Raw genomic sequence first — 21,811 nt, 5'->3', positions numbered from 1 at the left:
TTAATTTCCTGCCGCCTTAACAACTTCTTTATGATAGTGTATTTGTTTGTCTAACTTCTTTTTAATTGAATTGACAAACTTCTTTTTAAATACGGTATCCGCCTTTAATTTTTTCCAAATCAAATGTTTAGAAGTATCCACACCTTCATCTTGCATCATTTTCTCTGCGAGTTCTATACCACTCTCTATATCTGCATCAGTAATTTCAAAATAAATAATATCATTTTCAATAGAATAATTACGACCGTCAGCAGAAATACCTTTTGAAGCTATTTCGTCTAAATGCGAATCCAACCCATTAGAAATTAATGTATGTTCCTCCAAAGCAACAATCCTATTTAAGGTTTTCTCTAACACCTCTTTTAATTGATTTATTTCATCTTGTTGATTAGTTATTTGATTTTCAAGTTTTTCAATAAAATGACTTGTATCATTAGAGTTCAGTCCAACGGCAACGTTAACATAGTTGAAACCAAATCTCGCTTCAACCGACTCCCACGCCACACCTACTATATCTTTAATAGTACTAGCGTCAATTTTATTTGGAGAAATTGCAATACCTAAACCATCATTTTTACCACTTGGAATTATATAATCACCAATATTGACTTTTCCATAAACTTTAACAGGAACCTGACCCATAAATGCTACTTTCTCATAGTACTTCTCTAAATGCGGTTGAGGCAGTGCACCCAAAACTGCAGGTTTAAAAGAGATAACCATTTTTCTTTGACCTCCATCTGTATTTTTAGAAATTTTACCTCCAACAACACCTACAATATCGCCATAAGTCATTGTTTCGTTTTTATCAGATCTTAACAAATACTCAGCATAATCACCAGCACCTGATGCATAAGAAACACCTTTAAATCTTCTTTTATGATACTCAAAAACATCAATATTTCTAAATGCAAATGCTTCATTTGAAATTGCAGCCAGTTCTTTAATAACAGCTAATGCTAAACTTGCAATATTTGCAAAAATCATTGCTGGTCCAGGTGAAGTTACGCAAGCACCAAAACCAACACATGGTCTAACATCAGATGAAGATCCTGCAAGTGCTATTCCTTCCATAACAACATCTATAGATTGCCATACCAAGTCTAAAGTACCATCCACCGTATCATAAGTATAAGCCAACTTATCCATATTATAATCAGCGTTGTTTACAAATTCAGCCTCGTTGGTTTCCCCTTCTATTCTTCCCCACATCATTGGTGCACCAGGATAAAATGCTACGGTTTCATAAGAGGTTGTATTTCCTACTGGAAAATCACTAGTCGTTGGGACATCAAGAAATGGAATACCAAAACTACTTAATAAATCAATAATCCCGTCTGATAAAAACCCGCCGTCATAAGCAGGCTCTCTCAAATTTGTACTTGGTGTTGTTTCATCCCAAAATGAAATGAAATTATTTTTATTAGTTGTATTAGTGCCAGCAATTTTTATTGCAATGCCTTGATTTTGCCCTTCAACTAATAAAGGATAAGAATTAATATTTTTATCATTGGTTATTCCTGATTGAAAATTTTGATTCTCTAATGTAGATGTTATTACTACTTGTTCATTAGCTGCAATATTTACTCTACCATTAAGGATTGTTGATTCTGCAACTGTAAGATTAGAAGCGGATAAATCACCAAAAATTGCAAGTCCATTTACAGTTAGATCATTTAATGTTGTTTGACCGATTAACACATCTAAATTTCCATTTAAAGTTGCATTACCATCTACAGTTAAGTCTCCTGAAAGACTTGTTGGACTTCCATTATTTATATTAAGAGGGCTATTTAAATTCGTTTCACCACCAACTGTAAGATCTCCAGATAAATTGGTAGGATTGCCATTATTTACATCTAATGTACTATTTAAATTAGTGGGTAATTCAACTAATAATTCACCATTTAATGTGGTATTTCCATCTACACTTAAAGTACCTGTTGCTGTAATATTTCTATGATATGCATAAGGAAGAAAAGTGAGACGTTCCCTACTCATTTCTTCAAAATCACTACCTGCATTAAAATCAATCTCTACTTTTAAATCTTTAGGTGTACCGTCCCAGTTCATCTCTTTAAAATAATCGTGGTCACCATCACCTATTAGTAAATTGATACGACCAAACTCATCTGTCTCAGTGACTTGTATTTCTTGAAATTCTAATTGGTTGCCACTATCGTAGATTGTAAACCTTATAGCAATAGTTGTATTTGGTAGATAATTACCTTCCGAGTCCACACCTGGTAATTCTAGATTATCTGGACCAACAATTACCGCTTGATAGGTTATACCATCAGTCTGGGCAAAAACTGATGTAAGTGAAAAAATAAAGAAGGCTAGGGTTAGAATTTTTTTCATAATTGGAGGTTTTTATTGTTTTGGTTTTTTTAAATCTTTATCAGTTTTGTATTAAATTGTTTACTTCCTGAGATCACTCTTAAAAAGTAAATCCCGTTCGAAATATTCTGTACATTTATTTCAACTTCTTGTAAGGGCAAAAACTCTTGATCATGTATTATTTTACTATTCACGTCAAAAATCATAACAGATATATTTTTGAGTACAACATCACTAAAAGTAATTGTGACCGCATTAATAAAAGGGTTTGGGTAAACTTTAGCACTAAGACTATAATCAATATTCTTAGTTATTTTAATCTTACTAGTAGGTTGCTGATAACCTTGTCTTAGAAAGTAGCCATTGTTACTATGCGTACCAATAACACTGGACTGTCCAATACTTTGGCTTACCTTGTAAGTTCCATTTGTAGTTAAAACATTTTGTGAGGATCCACCACTTCCGAGATTAGATCTTATTATACGATACTCTGAATGTTCTTGGGCATAAAAAGCATTTGAAAAACTTAGTAGAAATAATGTACACAAAACTCTTTTTAAAATTTTCACTTCTATATTCATATTGTATAATTCATTCATATTGATCAATTTATAACTAAAATATTGTCTATAATAGGTTTCTGTTTAATGTCCACCTTTTGTCCACTATAATTAAAATCTATAATAGTCACAGTTACATCTTGGTAGATTTACAATAAAACCAATACCGAATTGATGTGCATTAAAGGTTAGTGTTTCACCTACTTCTGGGCTATCAATTAAAACAGATTTTCCATAAGTATATTCGGCGAAAATTGCAGTGTTTCTAGACAATGGATATTGCATTTGTAGTCCGCCTCTAAAAAATAATATACTGTTGTTAAACTCTTCTTCACCAACAAGGTTAAAAACATCATTATTTATAGTTTGATTGCCACGTATTAAAAACTCCGTGGCTACAGATGCTTTTGCAAAGAATGATAGATCTTGTAGTTCAAAAAGTTTTATATCTAATCCTACTTTTAATCCTAAATAACTTATGTCCCACTCAAAGAAATTGTCAACACTATTCTCACTGCCAATAGCACCATAATTATTGTAAGTGGCACCAAGTGATAAAAAGAAAGTATTATTTCTATTAATACTCTGTCTATAACCCATACCAAAATACGCCTTGGATTTTGAAAGTAAATTATCTAGTGGTTCTCCTTGGGTGTTCTTATAATCAAATGATGAAATTGTATTTCCTAACTCAAAATAGAGTTGCTGACTATAAGATGAAACACTAATCAACAAAGCAATTGTGATTATTGTATATTTTTTTAGCATGTAACCAGTTTTTATTGACAGCTAATTTAGGAGCGAAATATGATGAAAAAAAGAAAAAAAAGCGATGTCCACCTTTTGTCCACTGCATTTAAAAGTAACTTTTTTAAATTTTATTGATATTTATAACAGGTAGACAATCACAAATTAATCAGATTTAATTAATTGATTTTCAGTATTTTAAAATTAAAAAATAAATAACATTATCTTAGATAACCTAACAACCTTAAACCATGAGTATTTCAAAAGCGTCACTTAATGTCCCTTTTTTTAAAAAAAATATAAATGTCTACCTAAAAGTGGACAATTTAATTTACTTCATCGTTTTAATATTTCTGCTGTATGCTAATAGTGGACATAGTCAAAATAAAAAAAAGGTAGACAGTTTATTAAAAGTCGTACAAACACAAAAGGACACTACACAGATTATTTCTTATGCAATGATTTGGGTAGAGTATCTTTATACAGATCCATTAGCTTCGAAACCGTATTTAGACAGTACAATAGTTTTGGCAAAGCGACTAAAAAATGAAGATTTTATCGCAAGGACAACCAATTATTTAGGTGTTTATCATAATATGACTTCGCAGTACGAAAAATCCGATTCGATTTATGATTTGGTTATTGAGATGTATACAAAATTAGGTGATACAACTCAAGTCTCTTATGCACTAAACAATAAAGCAAATTCTTTACGAAGCCTAGGTCGCTTTAAAGAATGCTTAGAAGTCCATATGAAAAGCTTAAAGCTAAAAGAAGAAATTGGAGATACTGAAGAAAGTATTGCAGCAAGTTATTGGAATATAGGGAACATACATGGAGATATTGAGAATTATGAAATATCGAATGAGTATTATAACAAGGCAAAGACCATTTATCAAAAGTTAAATTTATATGATGATGTTGCTACCATAAACGTCAATTTAGCACTTAACCTAAAAGGACAAAAGGAATATGAAGAGGCCAAATCTTTATTATTTGAAGCCGTCCCTTATTATAAAGAGAAAAACTATAACAATGACCTTGCTGGAGCATATGATAATATTGGTTGGATATATGCTCAGCAAGACAGTCTAGACATTGCAGAAGATTTTTATAACAAAGCTTTAGTAATTAGTAAACGATACGGTGAAACTTCACTGATTGGCTTAAACCTTCGTCATCTTGGTGAACTCTACAATAAAAAAGGTGATTTCAGAAAGGCATTAAACTATATGAAGGACGCTATAGAAAATGCAGATGAAACAGGAACACGAAAAAAGAAAATAGGTGATCTTTTAGAAATTTCAAAGGCATACGCAGGACTTGGCCGTTTTAAAAAAGCATACGAATATCATACTGAATATCATGAGCTACACGATGAAATATTAGGTGAAGAAAACATTGAAAAAATGAACGAATTAGAAGTTCAGTATCAATCTGAGAAGAAAGAAAAAGAGCTTATCATTAAACAAAATAAAATAAAACTTCTTGAAGAACGGAAACAAAAAGCAGAAAACCAAAAGGTATTTCTAATCATTTCATTACTTGGTTTAATTGCTTTAGCCACAGCAATAGTCTATGCACTGCGCCAAAAAATGAAACGCAACAAAGTTGAGCGCGAAAAACTAGACAACTCATTACAATTTAAAGAAAAAGAACTGACAACCCACGCTTTACATTTAGCACATAAAAACGAAGTTCTATTAGATTTAAAATCACAATTAAAAGAGCTTAAATCTGGTAATCCGAATGCTCGGAGCTACCAAAAAGTCATTAATACTATAAATCTAGATATTAATAATGATAGTAATTGGGAACAGTTTAGAAACTACTTCGAAGATGTGCACAAAGACTTTAACTCCAAGGTAATGCGCAATTATCCCGAAGTGAGTAACAATGATTTGCGCTTAATGTCACTTTTAAAAATGAATTTATCTAGTAAAGAGATTGCAAACATTCTCAATATCTCAATAGAGGGTGTTAAAAAAGCAAGATATAGGCTTAGAAAAAAACTTAATCTCAGTACCGAGGAGTCATTACAAGAATTGGTCATAGAACTATAAAATAATAAACAATGATTTTGAAATTTAGATTATCCAAAAGGAAATTTAACAACCTATTGGTCTTTACATTATTATTTACAGCAATTTTCTCATTAAAAAGTAACGCCCAAAAAAGTAAAAAAGTTGATAGTCTTATACAAATAATTGAAAATTCTAATACAGATAGCCTTAAGCTAAGAGCTTTAAATAGAATTACATCACATTACCTGTATAGAGATATAGATAAAGCCAAACACTATGCAAAAAGACAATTAAAATTTGCCCAAGATATAAGTGATACTCCTGGTGAGACTCTTGCATCGCATCACTATGCTATTATTTATAGTAATATAGATAAATATGATTCTTCAAAATATTATCATAATAATACTATAAAACTTGCTAAATTAAATAATGATTTAAAACAAGTATCACTATCTACACATGGCTTAGTTATCCTTGAAATTTCTAAAGGAAATTATAATGAAGCTCAAATACTAAATAAAAAGAATTTAGAACTAAATATAAAACGTAAGGATACGTTTGGCATAGCACTGTCTTATGATGTCGAAAGCTCTATATACACTGAACGTGGACAACTTCTAATGGCATTAAAAACAGTCTTAAAAAGTTTAAAAGAATTTGAATCACTTAATAATACTGTAAGAATTGCTGATGCCCAGAATAAATTAGCAATTATAGAAAATGGGTTAGGAAACTATAAGAAGTCATTAGAGTATAGCGCTAAGGCACTTAAAGTTTATGAAGAAACTGAAGATATCGATTATCAGTCACAATTACTTAATGTAATTGGTGTGTCACATAAATCTAAAAAGGATTTTGATTTAGCCATAACAAATTTCGAAAAAAGCTTAAATCTGTCTAAAAAAGCAGGATATAAGTCTGTAATACTAGTAAGTTTTTCGCATTTAGTAGACATCTATCTTGAAAATGAAGATTTTGATAAAGCAAAATCTCTCATCGACGAAGGTCTTAAAATAGCTCATGAAATAAATTATAATTATATGATTAATTATTTCAATTTTAGGTTAGCTACATATTATAAAAAAACAAGTAACTATGAAGCGGCTCTTAAATTATTAAGTGATGAAATTCATTCTGAGAATAAAGAGGAACGAGATGCTTTTATGTCTAGTGTCTATAAATTACGAAGTGAAGTTTATAAACTTCAAAAAAATTACAAAAACGCATTTGTAGATTTAGAAACTCATGGAAAGTTGAAAGATTCTATTTTTAATAAAACTAAAGCTTCAAAAATTGAGGAACTAAGAATAGTGCACGATACCGAACAGAAAGAAAAAGAAATTGCCCTTCAACAAAAGGATATTCAATTATTTCAACAAAAGGAAAAAGTATCAGAATCGAGACAGTTACTAATGGGTATTGGTCTAATCTCATTGTTAATATTAAGTGTATCTATTTTTTATGGTCTTCAGCAAAAAATGAAACGCAACAAAGTTGAGCGCGAAAAACTAGACAACTCATTACAATTTAAAGAAAAAGAACTGACAACCCACGCTTTACATTTAGCACATAAAAACGAAGTTCTATTAGATTTAAAATCACAATTAAAAGAGCTTAAATCTGGTAATCCGAATGCTCGGAGCTACCAAAAAGTCATTAATACTATAAATCTAGATATTAATAATGATAGTAATTGGGAACAATTTAGAAACTACTTTGAAGATGTGCACAAAGATTTTAATTCTAAAGTGATGCGCAATTATCCAGAAGTTAGTAACAATGACCTCCGCTTAATGTCACTTTTAAAAATGAACTTATCTAGTAAAGAAATCGCAAATATTTTAAACATATCTACAGAGGGTGTAAAAAAAGCGAGATATAGACTTAGAAAAAAACTAAATCTCAGTACTGAAGAATCACTACAAGAATTAGTTATTGATATGTAAATCAAAAGTTTAAAAATCGAAGTCCACCATTTGTCCGATATAAAAAATGGGGTGTCCACCTATTGTCTATATCTCTTTTTTTTAATTAACAGATTGATATCATAAGTTTGATTTGTCATTAATATATGACATACCAGTTTTGTGGTGCCTTGCGCTGGGTGCTTTAGCAACATCCAGTTGCAAGTCGCTGCGAAAACTAAAATTATACCACAAAACAAATTAAATTATGGCGTTCATCTTACTTTACAAAGTATTCATTTCACTAAAAAAGAGTAAACACAAGTCTGCTATTTTTTTATATTCAGAAAATCAAGCACACATCTAACTTATTTAGTACTTTTAATTATCAAATTATTTAAAGCCATTTAAATAGAGGTAAGGCGCCTAAGTACTACTATTTCTAAAAAGCAAAATACCATATCACAGCACTAATTATAGTATAAAAAGAAAGTAAAAAGATTTGGAGTCTGTTGTGCCTAATTGGGTTATTCATAATAATGGATTGTATATTTATAAGACACCACAAACTCCTAAAAAGTCACTTAACACCTAGATGATTCTGGACAAAGCACTACAAACCATAATTAATAATATGCTAGAGAATACTGGTAAATCTTTAGAGGAATGGCAAACTATCATAAAAACTAAAGCTTTGGTAAAATATTCTGAAGGTGTCAATTTCTTAAAAAAAGAGCAATGTGTTACTCATCGCTTTGCAAATACCATAGTAACATTATCTAAAAATGAAAACAATTCTGATAAGGACTTAGTTACTAACTAATATAAAGGCAAAGAGAGCTTATCCCAATTTATAAAAGCTCTTATATATTATTAAAGGCTTTGGAAGTGATATAACTATAACTCCAAAAAAATAGTGTTCGCATCATTAGGAAACGTCAATTTATTTTAATTAAAACAGCTACAAAACACGGATAGATTTAGGTTTAAAACTTTTCAATAAACCAACGACAGATCGACTTGGTAATACTGGTCCTTTTGGGATGATGTGCACATATTGAGTGCAACTGACCTCTATTGATGGGATAGATAACTAATTGATTGGATGCGAGAAGCTTACGGAAAGACACAATAAAACTCAACAATAAAATGTATTGATGAGATTGATAGAAAACTTTCTTGTGATGCTTTTTTTGTAAATGATATAAATCAAGCACTAAACTTAATTTATAACCAAAAGTACTATCAACAAATATAGAGCTACTAAAAATAATTCGAGTTTATATTTTTTAAACAATTTAGTCATATAAAAACTTTATAATTACTAGTGTCTTCAGAACTGTTAACTATTTATTCTTTTTATAAATTACTTTTCCGTAACACATAACTTAATATATCAATTATTCTAACGAATAAAACTCTAATCGCTTTTCTGCAAAATGATCAGATTGTGACATATAGGACATGGTACTTAAAATCTCGCCAATACCATCTTCTCTATAGATGTGATCAACAGAATTAGATAAAGTACCATTTGAATCCTTAAAATAATAATGATTGTCATAGCAAGAAAAACTTCCTGCATTGGTTGTTACATTATCTAAAGCTTCAGAAAGGTCTAAATAATAAGCGAAACCACCTGACTCCGTATTATAATCAACAAAATGCTCATCATTACTGGTATGCGTATATTTAATAAGACCTATTTCATCAATTAAATAACCCAGAGAGTCCCTTAATGTAAAGTTCTTTTCACCATTAGAAGGTAACATACCATAGTTACCATCATTACCTGTAACGATGTGTTTAAAATTGTAATAAGTATTATTGTCTATTTCAATTGTTTCTGTAATATCAACAGTTTCAGTTACAGGTGTTGGTAAAAAAACGTTTGTATCCATGTCCTTAAGATAATATTTATAATTCCAAGAATTCCCCAGGGTTAAAGCATAAAAATTATCTGTTTGTAGATCTGAAGTATTGTCTTCTGAGCTACATGAGTAACTCAGAATCAATACTATAATTGGCATTATAAGATTTCTTTTTTTAATCATTATTTTATAAATTAATTTTTAAAGTGATTTATTTTATTAGCACCTTTTTAACCACTATTCCTCTATCAAAATCCAGTTTTAAGATATAAATACCTTTTGAAATGGAAGCCGTAGAAATTTCGCTCTCAGTCCCTGTGGCTATTTTAGCACCAGAAAGACTAAAAATGCTATAATTTTCTAATCTAACACTATCAGATGAAGTCACTTCCAACGCATAAGAAGTTGTAATTACTTTTATATCCATAGCTAACTCAAAATCATCAATACTTAGTGCATCTTCACTGACAGGGTTAAAATCTGTCCACAAAGCACCCGAATCTGTAACATAAACTCCCATAGTACCAGCTGGTATATGTAAATGGATACTACTACGAGATAAATTAAATGTATCTGAATTAAGATTACTACTCGTACTTATCATAGGGGGAACTAAGCCCTCACAATAAACATCAGTGATAATATTTCCTAATCCACCAAAAGCAACAACTCCAATATTAGTAACACTTTCAGGTATAGTTATTGTAGTTAAACCTGTAAAGCGAAAAGCAGCATCACCAATATTTGTTACACTATTTCCTAATACAAGATTTGTCATATTTTGATTTTGTGCAAATGCAATATCATCAATGGTAACTACACTATCTGGTATAGTAACTGAAGATATATTATTTACAAAAAATGCATTTTCACCAATGGTTACTAAAGTGTTTGGCAGAGACACTGATGTTAAGTTCTTACTTTGAAAAGCATTATTTCCAATTTCTGTAACGTCATATGTTATTAAACCGTTTGGTATGGTTGCAGGAATATTAACTACGGTCCCGCCTGCTGTATTATATCCTACTGCTTTTACAGTACTACTTGCTGCAGAAGTAACTTCGTATGTTATAAAATTATCAATATAAGTATCACCTACATTCAAATTCTCAGTAACAGTATTAAAACCTGTCCATAAAGCTCCAGCATCTGTAACATAAGCTCCTGTGGTACCAGCAGGAATTATTAAATCTATTCCACTTCGGTCTCCACCTTGGGCAAATGAATCGTTATTCCCTGCAACAGTTGTAATTGATGGTGGTATTGTAGCCAATGAGGTAATTGTTGACAATGGATTTCCTCTAAAAGCTCCGTTACCAATGCTAGTAAGATTACTAGGAATTGTAAGACCTGATAATTGATTGCCTTGAAAGGTATAGTCACCAATAGTTTCAAGATTACTTGGAAAAACTACAGATGTTAGATTAGTGTTTGAAAAAGCTTGTTGCTCTATGCTAGTTACCGTGTTTGGAATGCTAACACTAGATATAGGCTCACCATCAAAGCTAAACACTCCAATAGCAGTAACATTATATGCTGTACCACCATTTGAAACTGATGATGGTATATTAACATTTGTATTAATTATAGTGCTCCCTGTTATCAAAGAAACTGTAGTAGAAGAGGTTACGGTAAACCGTAGTGTATTATTATTACTATCTTGAACGGTAAACGTTTGCGAATAGCCCATTGTAGCTATAAATAAAGTGAGTAAAATAAGTAGTTGTTTTTTCATGATTTTGATTTTTAAATTAAGGTTATAGTAAATTTGTTTTTAATATTAGTAATCCATTTTTATAAGCTCACCATCTAGCGTGTAGTAAAAACTAAAGGATGTCCCATCACTTTCTGGTACGAGATTTATAGCATATTCTGTTTTAGAGCTATCTCCATTTTTTGGAAACTTTATAAAAGCCATACTCAATATTAAGTTGTTTATATTTTTTTCGGATTTTAATTTTGTGATAGATTCCTCTACTAATCCTCCTAATTTGGTAAGATTAATTTTATCGCTTAACTGAAACATGTAGTCTGCTGCTTGTGTACCTTCAGGAACTTCAAGGGTTACTTCAGAGTGTTGAGTCCAAGTATTTTGAGATAGATTCCACTCTTCCATATTTAAGGATTCTGGTGCTTTGGTAACTGTGGTACTAATGGTATTACCAATATCTTTAATGTATACTACTTTTAAATCTGTGTAATAAGCATTATCACCAAATTTGCTTTTTAGTTCATTTTCTATAGCTGTAAAGCCTTCACCTGTTGCTGGTTGATGACTTGTAGAATTACTGCAAGAGGTTAATTTTATGATTACCATAAATACAAATAGCACACCTATTCTATTTAGTTTTGGGGACAAAGTTTTCATAATATCTATTGGTTAATAGAATAAATGTATATGGTAACAATGACCTATGAAATAGAGAACTTGTATCTAATAGACATAAATAAATAAGCGCGATACTTTAAGGAATATCCGTGATAAAGCGAAATCTAATAGCTTTAAGTAATAAAAAGGTTTCGACTTTAGTTTATCCTGAGCGCAGTCGAAGGGCTCAACCTGACAAGAAAATGATTAAAGAAACTTTAGTGTTTATTCAATAGTCCTATTTAAAAAAGACGCAACAAACTGCTCTTTTTTACGCGTAGAAACCGGAATTTTCTTTCCGTTTTTTAAATGAATGACACCAGATTTGTCGTATTTATCAATGAATTTTAAATTCACCATAAACGATTGGTGTGGTCTTGTGAAATTTGCAGTAACTAATTGTTCTTCGAACGTTTTAAGTGTTTTTGAAACCACATATTTTTTACCATTACGGATGTAAAACGAGGTATAGCCTTTATCCGTTTCACAAAACATAAGCTCGTCTAAATCTATAACCTGAAAACTATCATGAAGTGATAATATAAGTTTAGAGTCGTCAGGATTCCAAACCTGCTTTACAGTTCTTATTTGATCTTTCTGTATTGAAATAGGCAGCGTTTTTACTTTTAATAATGCCGTTTTTAACTCTTCTATATCTACAGGCTTAAGTAGGTAATCTACAGCTCCCATTTTTAAGGCTTTTAAGGCATACTCTTCGTAAGCCGTAATAAAAACAACTCTAAAACTTAAGTCTTTTGTTTGTTCTAAAAAATCAAAGGCATTACCATCGGTAAGATTAATATCTAAAAAAATTAATTCTGGTTTACAGGCATTAGCTACTACGACCGCTTCTTCTACTGATTCACATTCTCCAATAACCTCCAAATCAGTGTCTATTAAATTCAATAGATTCAATAAGCCTTTTCTAATGTATGCTTTGTCTTCAACTAATATGGTTTTCATTATGTAACACTTATTTTATGAGGAATTACCAATGTTACTAGTGTTCCTTGTTCATTGTATTTTTTTCGGTCTTCAATTATTACAGAACCTTCCATATTAAAATCTTTAGATAATACTTTTAAACGCTCTGAAGTTATTGTCGTAGCCAAAGAGTTTTTGTTTCCGTTTTTACTCTCAGACTTAAAGTTAATACCAACACCATTATCTGCAATGGTACATATCAATTTGTTATCAGTATAGATCAAACGAATATCAATTTTTTGATCTTCAATTTTAGTTACAAACGCATGCTCAATAGCATTTTCTACAAAGGGTTGAATGAGCATTGGTGGAATTTTAAAAGCAGGAATATCAATAGAATCTTCAACCAAAATGGTACAGATATAAGCATCGTTTTCTAAATTCTGAAGCGTTAAATACTCTTGAACTGCAGTTAATTCTTGCGATAAAGAAACGGTTTTATCTCTAGAATTTTCTAATGTTAGGCGCAATAATTTTGAGAATTTTGACAAGTAAAGTACAGACTTCTTTTCTTCTTTATTCAATACCATACCTTGCAAAACAGAGAGTGAGTTGAATATAAAATGTGGAGTCATTTGAGAGCGTAATAACTTCTGCTCCATCAAGGCATTTTTAGTTTTTGATTTTGCATTTTTCAATTTCTGGTAAAAAAAGAAAGCACCTAATAGAATTGAAAGCAACAACACACCAATAGCAGCCCACAAATAGTTCTTTTGCGATTTCTCTAAATCTTTAGAAGTAGATTTTATGGTTTTAGTAAGCTTTAACTCATTAATACTTAACGAATCTAGTTGTTGCTTATACTTATATTCAGCTTCTAACTTAGCTATCTTTTCTAAATTTGCTTTATTAAATAAACTATCGCTAAGTATTTTATAATACTCATGATTTTCTAGTGCTTTTTTATAATTTTTATTTTTTTTATAAATTGTTACTAGTAATTCATGAATATGCCTCTCCATTTCTACTAATTTAAAATCTTGAGAAAGGTTTTTACTTTTTAGAGCATAGGTCAATGCTTTATCATTTTCTTTTAGTTTTGCATAAACTCTAGCTAAACCATAATATGTAGTTAATAAAGCTCGCTTATTACCTAAATTTAGATTAATTATTCTTGCTTTTTCATAATATTCAAATGAATTATTATATATTTTTTTATTTAAAAATACATATCCAATATTATTTAAAGTATAACCTTCAATGAATTTATTATTAATATCTTGACATATCTGTAATGCTTCTTTTAAATAATTATAGGCTTCGTCATAATTCTCGATATTAATATATAATGTACCCAAATTATTCAATGTTTCTGCTATGCGCTTTTTATCTCCACTCTTTTTCTGAATTCCTAAAGCTTTTTGAACAAAAGGTATTGCTTTTTCATGATTTCCTAAATTATTGTATATAACTCCCAAATTATTTAAAGACAATGAAATCAACGTAGTATCTTTCCTTTTTTCATTTATTTTTAATGATTTATGTTGATACTCTATAGCGAGAGGAAAATTACCTTTTACGATATATATATTTCCAATGTTAATAAGGCATCTAGATATCCCCTGTTCATTATCTATTTCTTTATTGATTTGTAGAGCTTTTTCATAGTAATTTAACGCTTCAGTATAATCACTTATTTCGAAATATGCTACGCCTATTGATATCAAAGTACTTGAAACATCTTCCTTATTGTCTATTGTTTCATTAGCCAGAACTGATTTTAGGCTATCTATTACAACATTTTGCGATAACATAATCTGAGTTAAAGACCAAAAACAGATTAAAAAAATAAAACGAAAATTAGTATTTCTCATGTATTCAATTGGTAGTTTATAAATACACTACAACATCTACTTATTTTAAAATATGCAGGAATATTTAGGCTTAGTAATGATTACTAAAATAGCATTCATATTTAATTATAAGTGAATTTACGCTTATAAAGTGGGATTAGAGATATGAAATATTTTTTTGAAAGCTTTTAAGCCATAAACGTTGTGTTTGAAGCCATATTCGTTATTTTAAAATAAGTTTTACACTTTTTTCACACTTAATTTAGGGCTATAAATTACAATCAACCTTACATTTGAGCATCATTAATCTCAAAACAATTACAACATGAAAAAGTCATTTATATCTTATAGTACCGGATTAATTCTTTTAAGTTTATTAATTATTGGTTGTTCAAATCGAAATACACATAAAATCAAAACTAAAGATCTAGCATTAGAAACTAAGACTATTGAAAGTAAAAACAAAACAGGCATTCCAGATGTATACTATGGTATTGATACGCGACATGCTGCAGTGACTAAAGCAGAGGTACATAATGCTACAACAATTTATGATTTTCTAAATGAAGGAGAAAAAGCACAAATAGAAAATATTAATTCAGTAAAATTAACTATTATAAAAGATAATCAATTATCACAGATTGAAGCATCAGGTACAACAGATCAACTAACAAATACACAAAAAGATATTTTAAAAGCAACAGAGTACTTCAGTCATTTTACGGTTAGAACAGAATTTAAATCAAAGAACAAAGACACAGGTAAATTAGAAGAGCGGTTTTTTGGCCCTCACATTACTGTAGCTCCAGAGAAAGAAGCAACTTATCTTGATGGAAAGGAGTCATTAATCGAGTACCTTAAAATGAATAGTAAAGATGGTATGTATGTTATAAAAGATAATAAACTTGGCGCTATTAAATTATCTTTTATAGTCTCAAAGGAAGGAACTGTAAAAGACGTAAAACACGACGCTATGACAACTGGTTATCCTTCAATTGATAAAAATTTCATGAATCTTATCAAAAATATACCAGGAAAATGGACACCTGCAGAAAATGCTAAAGGTGAAAAAATGGATTTCGAATTCGTATTTACTTTTGGACCGAGAGATGGTTGCTAAACAATTTAGTTTATAACCTCACCATACAAATCAAAGTCCTCAGCCTCAATAACTTTAATAGTGGCAAATTCACCTGTTTTTAAATACATCTTAGTAGCATCAATACGAACTTCGTTATCCACATCTGGTGAATCAAACTCAGTACGACCAACAAAGTAATTACCCTCTTTTCGGTCGATTACCACTTTAAACTCCTGCCCTATTTTGGCTTGGTTGAGTTCCCAAGATATTTGGGACTGAATTTCCATAATCTCATTAGCACGCTGCATCTTTACGTCTTCTGGTACATCGTCTTCTAAATTGTAGGCGTGTGTGTTTTCTTCGTGTGAATAGGTAAAGCACCCTAAACGCTCAAAACGCATATCTTTTACCCAATCTCTTAGAGTTTCAAAATCTTCTTGCGTCTCACCTGGATAGCCAACAATCAATGTGGTTCTAATAGTCATCTCAGGAACTTTAGCTCTAAATTCTTTCAATAACTTCGTGGTCTTCTCTTTAGTGGTACCGCGACGCATACTCTTTAAAATAGAGTCTGAAATATGTTGTAAAGGAATATCCAAATAATTACAAACTTTAGGCTCACGCTTCATCACATCCAACACATCCATCGGAAAACCTGTTGGGAAAGCATAATGTAATCGAATCCAATCTATACCATCTATTTTTACTAAATGTTCTAGTAATTCTGCAAGGTTGCGTTTTTTGTATAAATCTAATCCGTAATAGGTTAAATCTTGAGCAATAAGAATTAACTCCTTTACTCCATTAGCCGCTAGTTTTTCAGCTTCTATAACAATGTCTTCTATTGGAGTACTCTTATGTTTACCTCGCATTAAAGGAATTGCACAGAAACTGCATGGTCTGTCACAACCTTCAGCTATTTTTAAATAAGCATAGTTTTTTGGAGTTGTCGTTAAGCGTTCACCTATTAATTCATGTTTATAGTCTGCTCCTAAAGCTTTCAATAAACCAGGTAACTCTGTAGTTCCGAAATACTGATCTACATTAGGTATTTCTTTTTGCAAATCTGGTTTATAGCGTTCACTTAAACAACCTGTAACAAAAACTTTATCAACCTCACCATCTTCCTTCTTTTGCATATATTCTAAGATGGTATTTACACTTTCTTCCTTAGCATTATTAATGAAACCACAAGTATTAATAACAACAACGTTTCCCTGCTCTTCGTGTACAACATCTTTTCCACTTGCTTTTAATTGTCCCATTAACACCTCACTATCGTAAACATTTTTACTACAGCCTAAAGTGATAACATTAATTTTATTTTTTTTAATAGTTTTTGTGCGCATGGTTCTATAAATCAGTTTGCAAAGATACAATTAAACCTTTTGTATATTTGAAAGTCTTAATAAAAAACTTAACCATGAAACGTTTAAGGCTGCTCTCAATTTTTATTTTGTTATTTGCAGTTCTATCCTGTACTTCTGAAAATGATGCACAAGAAGAACAAGAACCTGAAAATGATTCAACTTACTTTCCTCCTTTAAATTCTGATATTTGGGAAACCAAATCTATTTCAGACTTAAACTGGAACGAAAGTCAACTTCAACCTTTATTAGACTATTTAGAAGAAAAAAATAGTAAAAGCTTTATGATTTTACATGAGGGCAAAATTGTTGTGGAGCATTATTTTGATGGCCATACAAATACATCACCTTGGTATTGGGCAAGCGCAGGTAAAACTCTCACAACTGCGATAACAGGTATAGCTGAAGAAGAGGGATTAATAAATATAGATGCTAAAGTATCTGATTATATAGGTGTTGGTTGGACGAGTTCACCATTAGATAAAGAAAATCTAATTTATTGCAGAAATTTATTAACTATGACTTCTGGGTTAGATGATGGCTTAGGTGATGACATATCAAGTTCAAATTTGCAATATTTAGCAGATGCTGGTGACCGTTGGGCTTATCACAACGTACATATAAAGCTACAAGACGCAGTGGCTGCTGCTAGTAATCAATCTTGGTCTAATTATTTTAATTCAAAACTAAAAGATAGAATTGGTATGACCGGTGTATGGATTCAGAATGATAATTTCAATGTCTATTGGAGCACAACTCGAAGTATGGCAAGGTTTGGCTTATTAAATTATGCTAATGGTAAATGGCTAAATGAACAAATAATAACTGAAGCTTTTTTTGATGAATCAATAAATACGTCTCAAAACCTAAATGCCGCTTATGGATTTATGTGGTGGTTGAATGGAAAATCCACCTTTAGATTACCTCAATCTCAATTACAATTTAACGGTTCTCTCATACCTAATGCACCTTCAGATCTATATGCCGCTTTAGGAAAGAATGATCAGAAAATTTATATAGCGCCAAGTGAAAAATTAGTGGTGATTAGAATGGGAAATGCCGCAGATAATGAAACCTTTGCCCTATCTAATTTTGATAATCAATTGTGGTTACGAATAAACGCTCTTATTAATTGATATAAATCTTATTTTAGACATAAAATACTATCAATAGCGCTCTAATATAGAATGATCTGAGTTTAACTTAAATAACCACGATCTCAAATCGACGGAGGTTCCAATTTTAAATTCTCAAACTTTTTGTTTTAAACAATTTACTAATTAGCTTAAAACATTAATCTAATTATAATTCTTAGGTAAAACTCTTGCCTTAGATGATTGCTCGTAGACGTAGGCCCATTCTAATAATTGTTTTTCTTGCAGTCGTCTACCTATAAATGTTAAACCTTTAGGTACTCCTTCTCCAGTATAACCCATTGGCACTGTTAATGCAGGATATTCTGCAACAGCAGCAAAAGCCGCATGATAATTATTGATTGACAAGAAGCCATCTAAATTATTAGTATCCATAGGGATATTAAAATACTTTTTTCCATTAGTATGCAAAGTATCTTTAATACGTTCTAAAAATTGTTCGTCCCCTTTATCTTCGGCGATACCTTTAAATAAATTTTGGCCATAAGGCATTGTATTTAACGAGTCTTTTAGATTAAATATCATTACATCAGAAACTGTTCTTAGGTCTATACTCTTATTAGCATAAGTCGTCATATAAGCTGGTAAATCTTTTTTCATATCAAGATTTAGAAGTCTGACAAAATTTGGTAATCCTAATTTTTCTTCTTCAATTTCTACAATTTCCGCACCTTGTTGTTTTAGCACTTCTAAAGCTTTACTATATAATGTATCGCCTAATAGTCGCTTTGGTGCCCCAAACCGCTTACCTTTTAAACTTGCTTCCTTTAAATTTCTATAATAAAAACCCCATTCCCATAGAGCATATATCGATTTTGAATCTGCTTCATCTTCTCCGAATATAGCATCTAAAACAATAGCATTATCCATCACATTCTTAGTAATGGGACCTGCAGTATCTAAAGTAGAGGAAATTGGGACAATACCACTTCGACTTACTAAACCGATAGTAGGTTTTAAACCTACTACAGAATTTTGACTTGCTGGCGATAAAATAGATCCAGCTGTTTCACTTCCTATTGTAGCGGCTGCAAAATTCGCAGATGCTGAAACACCGCTACCTGAGCTAGAACCACCCGTATCAATAATACGTCTACCATAAGGGTTGAGAGTTTGCCCACCAACTGCTGAGTAACCACTAGGGCAATCTCCACAAAAGAAATATGCCCATTCACTTAGATTAGCTTTACCTAAAATTAATGCTCCTTTACTTTTTAGTTGTGCAGTTATAAAGGCATCCTTTGTAATATTATCTTTTAAAACAACTGCACCAGCAGTAGTTGCCATATGAGCAGCGTTGATATTATCTTTTAGTAAGATTGGCATACCAAAAATAGCATGCTTTAATTTTTTATTAAAAAAATCGCGATCTCTTAATTTTGCCTCTTCTAAAATATTAGGGTTAATAGAAATTACTGCATTAAGTGAAAGTTCATTTTCACGATCGTAAGTTTTAATGCGGTAAAGATAGAACTGAGTTAGTTGTACATATGTAAATTTATTTTCTCTTCTATTTTGTTGAAGTGTAGGAATATCTTGTTCTAAAATTAATGGCTTTAGCCTTTGATAATCTTTTTCTGAAAAACCATTTAAAACATCATTAGTGTTTTTCCAGATTTCTGACTTTGATAAATTCCTAGAATCTAACACTTTAAACTCTCTAAAATCTTTAGTAGATATAGCATCTAAGCCTGAAGTCTCTTCTGCAATTGGTTCTTGTTTAATATTAGAATCTTTAGGTGTATCGTTGGAATCAATAGTTTTAGAATTTTTACAAGAAACAATAAAAACTAGAGTTAGTAGAAATAAAATATAACGCATGATTTGTATTTTTTATAAAAATACGAAAACCGAATGATTATAATACGTCTATTTAAAGAATGAATCTACGAACTCATATTTATTAAAAACTTGCAAGTCTTCAATACCTTCACCTACTCCAATATATTTCACTGGGATTTGAAATTGGTCACTTATACCTATCACAACACCTCCTTTGGCAGTGCCATCTAACTTTGTAACTGCTAAAGATGTTACCTCGGTTGCTGCAGTAAACTGCTTCGCTTGTTCAAAAGCATTTTGACCAGTCGAACCATCTAACACCAACAGCACATCATGAGGTGAATTATCAACTACCTTTTGCATAACGCGTTTAACTTTCGTTAACTCATTCATTAAATTAACTTTATTGTGCAATCTCCCTGCTGTATCAATAATAATAACATCCGCCTCTTGATTTACTCCAGATTGTAATGCATCAAAAGCTACTGATGCAGGATCAGATCCCATTTCCTGGCGTATCATTGGCACATCCACGCGATCTGCCCAAACTTGCAATTGATCTATAGCAGCTGCTCTAAATGTATCAGCTGCACCAAGAACTACTTTTAAGCCTTGCTTTTTAAACTGATAGGCTAATTTACCTATTGTTGTGGTCTTGCCTACACCATTAACTCCAACAACCATAAGCACATAGGGTGTTTTGGAACCATCAGCTTGTTTTGGAATATCAGGAATTATATAATCGGTATCTTCTCCAGAATTAGTCTCCGATAATAAGCCAGCTATCTCTTCTCTTAAAATCTTGTTAAGCTCAGAAGTACCTAAATACTTGTCTTTTGACACGCGTTCTTCTATGCGTTCAATAACTTTTAAAGTGGTATTTACCCCAACATCACTGGTCACTAGGATTTCTTCAAGATTATCTAATACATCCTCATCGACTTTAGATTTCCCGGCAACAGCTTTATTTAGTTTATTGAAAAAAGATGACTTAGACTTCTCTAAACCTTTATCTAGTGTTTCTTTCTTTTCAGAAGAAAATATTTTTTTAAAAAAACTCATTTATAATTCCATTTGCTTTGCTAACAGCAACAACCTTGCCTATAGTAGATTACTGCTAAGTTGTCATACATGGTCAAATATAGCCATAAAAAAACTGCTTTCAAATGAAAGCAGTTTTGTAAAGCTATAGATAAATAAATATTATTTTTTATTTAAAAAGTCATTGACAAATTCTGGTGCCATTACTGATTCTACGAACATGTAAGCTCCAGTTTTTGGTGATTTTACCATTTTTATCGCTTTCGTCAAACGCTTAGATCCTGTCTGTAAAGATGCTACTGATTTCTTTGCCATGTCAAATAATTATTTAATTTCTTTATGTACTGTCATACGCTTCAGAATAGGATTAAATTTCTTAATCTCCATACGATCTGGCGTATTCTTTTTATTCTTCGTTGTGATATATCTTGAAGTTCCAGGCTGACCAGAAGCTTTGTGCTCAGTGCACTCTAATATAACTTGTATTCTATTTCCTTTTTTTGCCATTATAAATTGACTTAAGCGCTATGCTATTATTTGTAAAATCCTTTTGCTCTAGCTTCTTTTAACATTGCACTGATACCAATCTTATTGATTGTTTTTAATGCAGATGTAGAAACTTTTAATGTTACCCACTTATCTTCTTCAGGAATAAAAAAACGTTTTTTAACTAAGTTAGCGTTAAACTTGCGTTTCGTTTTATTCATCGCGTGAGAAACATTGTTTCCAACCATCGCTTTTTTCCCAGTAAGTTCACAAACTCTTGACATTGTATTCTTTCTTTAGGTATGT

Annotated in this window: 19 protein-coding genes; 5 read left to right on the top strand and 14 right to left on the bottom strand. The window is 31.1% G+C overall.

Translation table 11 applies throughout. The annotated features are described in order from the left end of the window. The 3 genes from ACFWU4_RS07235 to ACFWU4_RS07225 form a co-directional block, all read right to left on the bottom strand. Complete coding sequence (locus tag ACFWU4_RS07235) at window positions 1-2,361, bottom strand: hypothetical protein (protein WP_411126295.1); 2,361 nt, start codon at window positions 2,359-2,361, stop codon at window positions 1-3. 29 nt (window positions 2,362-2,390) lie between these two features. Then, on the bottom strand, window positions 2,391-2,939 hold the full coding sequence (locus ACFWU4_RS07230) for a T9SS type A sorting domain-containing protein (protein WP_411126293.1): 549 nt from the start codon (window positions 2,937-2,939) through the stop codon (window positions 2,391-2,393). 72 nt (window positions 2,940-3,011) lie between these two features. After that, entirely contained in the window at window positions 3,012-3,668 is a 657-nt protein-coding gene (locus tag ACFWU4_RS07225) for an outer membrane beta-barrel protein (RefSeq protein ID WP_411126291.1), read from the bottom strand. Between the two features lie 230 nt (window positions 3,669-3,898). On the opposite strand from ACFWU4_RS07225, the gene ACFWU4_RS07220 reads away from it, so the two are divergent. From ACFWU4_RS07220 to ACFWU4_RS07210, 3 genes are all read left to right on the top strand, one after another. Then, a complete protein-coding gene (locus tag ACFWU4_RS07220) occupies window positions 3,899-5,710 on the top strand; it encodes a tetratricopeptide repeat protein (RefSeq protein ID WP_411126289.1) in 1,812 nt (603 codons plus the stop codon). Window positions 5,711-5,721: 11 nt separating this feature from the next. Continuing rightward, window positions 5,722-7,620, top strand: a complete 1,899-nt coding sequence (locus ACFWU4_RS07215; RefSeq protein WP_411126287.1) for a tetratricopeptide repeat protein — start codon at window positions 5,722-5,724, stop codon at window positions 7,618-7,620. A gap of 553 nt (window positions 7,621-8,173) precedes the next feature. Further along, complete coding sequence (locus tag ACFWU4_RS07210) at window positions 8,174-8,401, top strand: DUF4287 domain-containing protein (protein WP_411126285.1); 228 nt, start codon at window positions 8,174-8,176, stop codon at window positions 8,399-8,401. A gap of 577 nt (window positions 8,402-8,978) precedes the next feature. On the opposite strand, the gene ACFWU4_RS07205 is transcribed toward ACFWU4_RS07210, so the two are convergent. From ACFWU4_RS07205 to ACFWU4_RS07185, 5 genes are all read right to left on the bottom strand, one after another. After that, entirely contained in the window at window positions 8,979-9,632 is a 654-nt protein-coding gene (locus ACFWU4_RS07205; protein WP_411126283.1) for a hypothetical protein, read from the bottom strand. 28 nt (window positions 9,633-9,660) lie between these two features. After that, complete coding sequence (locus tag ACFWU4_RS07200; protein ID WP_411126281.1) at window positions 9,661-11,184, bottom strand: leucine-rich repeat domain-containing protein; 1,524 nt, start codon at window positions 11,182-11,184, stop codon at window positions 9,661-9,663. Window positions 11,185-11,229: 45 nt separating this feature from the next. Continuing rightward, on the bottom strand, window positions 11,230-11,817 hold the full coding sequence (locus ACFWU4_RS07195) for a hypothetical protein (protein WP_411126279.1): 588 nt from the start codon (window positions 11,815-11,817) through the stop codon (window positions 11,230-11,232). Window positions 11,818-12,042: 225 nt separating this feature from the next. Further along, entirely contained in the window at window positions 12,043-12,780 is a 738-nt protein-coding gene (locus tag ACFWU4_RS07190) for a LytR/AlgR family response regulator transcription factor (RefSeq protein WP_411126277.1), read from the bottom strand. Then, complete coding sequence (locus tag ACFWU4_RS07185; protein WP_411126275.1) at window positions 12,780-14,555, bottom strand: tetratricopeptide repeat protein; 1,776 nt, start codon at window positions 14,553-14,555, stop codon at window positions 12,780-12,782. Before ACFWU4_RS07185 ends, ACFWU4_RS07190 begins: the two co-directional genes overlap by 1 nt. Window positions 14,556-14,919: 364 nt before the next feature. Between ACFWU4_RS07185 and ACFWU4_RS07180 the strand changes: the two genes are divergently transcribed. Further along, complete coding sequence (locus tag ACFWU4_RS07180; RefSeq protein ID WP_411126273.1) at window positions 14,920-15,714, top strand: hypothetical protein; 795 nt, start codon at window positions 14,920-14,922, stop codon at window positions 15,712-15,714. Window positions 15,715-15,719: 5 nt separating this feature from the next. Here the strand turns inward: ACFWU4_RS07180 and rimO are convergent, their stop codons facing one another. After that, window positions 15,720-17,024: a 30S ribosomal protein S12 methylthiotransferase RimO gene (gene rimO / locus ACFWU4_RS07175; RefSeq protein ID WP_411126271.1), complete on the bottom strand. Its 1,305-nt coding sequence runs from the start codon at window positions 17,022-17,024 to the stop codon at window positions 15,720-15,722. A 74-nt stretch (window positions 17,025-17,098) separates the two neighbouring features. On the opposite strand from rimO, the gene ACFWU4_RS07170 reads away from it, so the two are divergent. Further along, window positions 17,099-18,178 carry a serine hydrolase domain-containing protein gene (locus tag ACFWU4_RS07170; protein WP_411126269.1) on the top strand — a complete coding sequence of 360 codons (1,080 nt, stop codon included), beginning with the start codon at window positions 17,099-17,101 and terminating at the stop codon, window positions 18,176-18,178. Window positions 18,179-18,340: 162 nt separating this feature from the next. On the opposite strand, the gene ACFWU4_RS07165 is transcribed toward ACFWU4_RS07170, so the two are convergent. The 5 genes from ACFWU4_RS07165 to rpmB all read right to left on the bottom strand — a co-directional run bounded on the left by ACFWU4_RS07165 (window position 18,341) and on the right by rpmB (window position 21,789). Beyond that, window positions 18,341-20,017 (bottom strand): amidase family protein, encoded by a 1,677-nt coding sequence (locus ACFWU4_RS07165; protein ID WP_411126267.1) that lies wholly within the window; start codon window positions 20,015-20,017, stop codon window positions 18,341-18,343. A 48-nt stretch (window positions 20,018-20,065) separates the two neighbouring features. After that, window positions 20,066-21,040, bottom strand: coding sequence for a signal recognition particle-docking protein FtsY (gene ftsY, locus ACFWU4_RS07160; RefSeq protein ID WP_411126265.1), 975 nt, complete (start codon window positions 21,038-21,040; stop codon window positions 20,066-20,068). Window positions 21,041-21,181: 141 nt separating this feature from the next. Beyond that, on the bottom strand, window positions 21,182-21,334 hold the full coding sequence (locus tag ACFWU4_RS07155; RefSeq protein ID WP_008271041.1) for a DUF4295 domain-containing protein: 153 nt from the start codon (window positions 21,332-21,334) through the stop codon (window positions 21,182-21,184). Window positions 21,335-21,343: 9 nt separating this feature from the next. Then, a complete protein-coding gene (gene rpmG / locus ACFWU4_RS07150; RefSeq protein WP_008271040.1) occupies window positions 21,344-21,526 on the bottom strand; it encodes a 50S ribosomal protein L33 in 183 nt (60 codons plus the stop codon). Between the two features lie 26 nt (window positions 21,527-21,552). After that, window positions 21,553-21,789 (bottom strand): 50S ribosomal protein L28, encoded by a 237-nt coding sequence (gene rpmB, locus ACFWU4_RS07145; protein WP_008271039.1) that lies wholly within the window; start codon window positions 21,787-21,789, stop codon window positions 21,553-21,555. Between the last annotated feature and the right edge of the window lie 22 nt (window positions 21,790-21,811).

Source organism: Winogradskyella sp. PE311, assembly GCF_046545555.1.
Lineage (GTDB): Bacteria > Bacteroidota > Bacteroidia > Flavobacteriales > Flavobacteriaceae > Winogradskyella.
The sequence above is the reverse complement of the archived record's forward strand: the minus strand, read 5'-3'. Positions and strand labels throughout refer to the sequence as shown.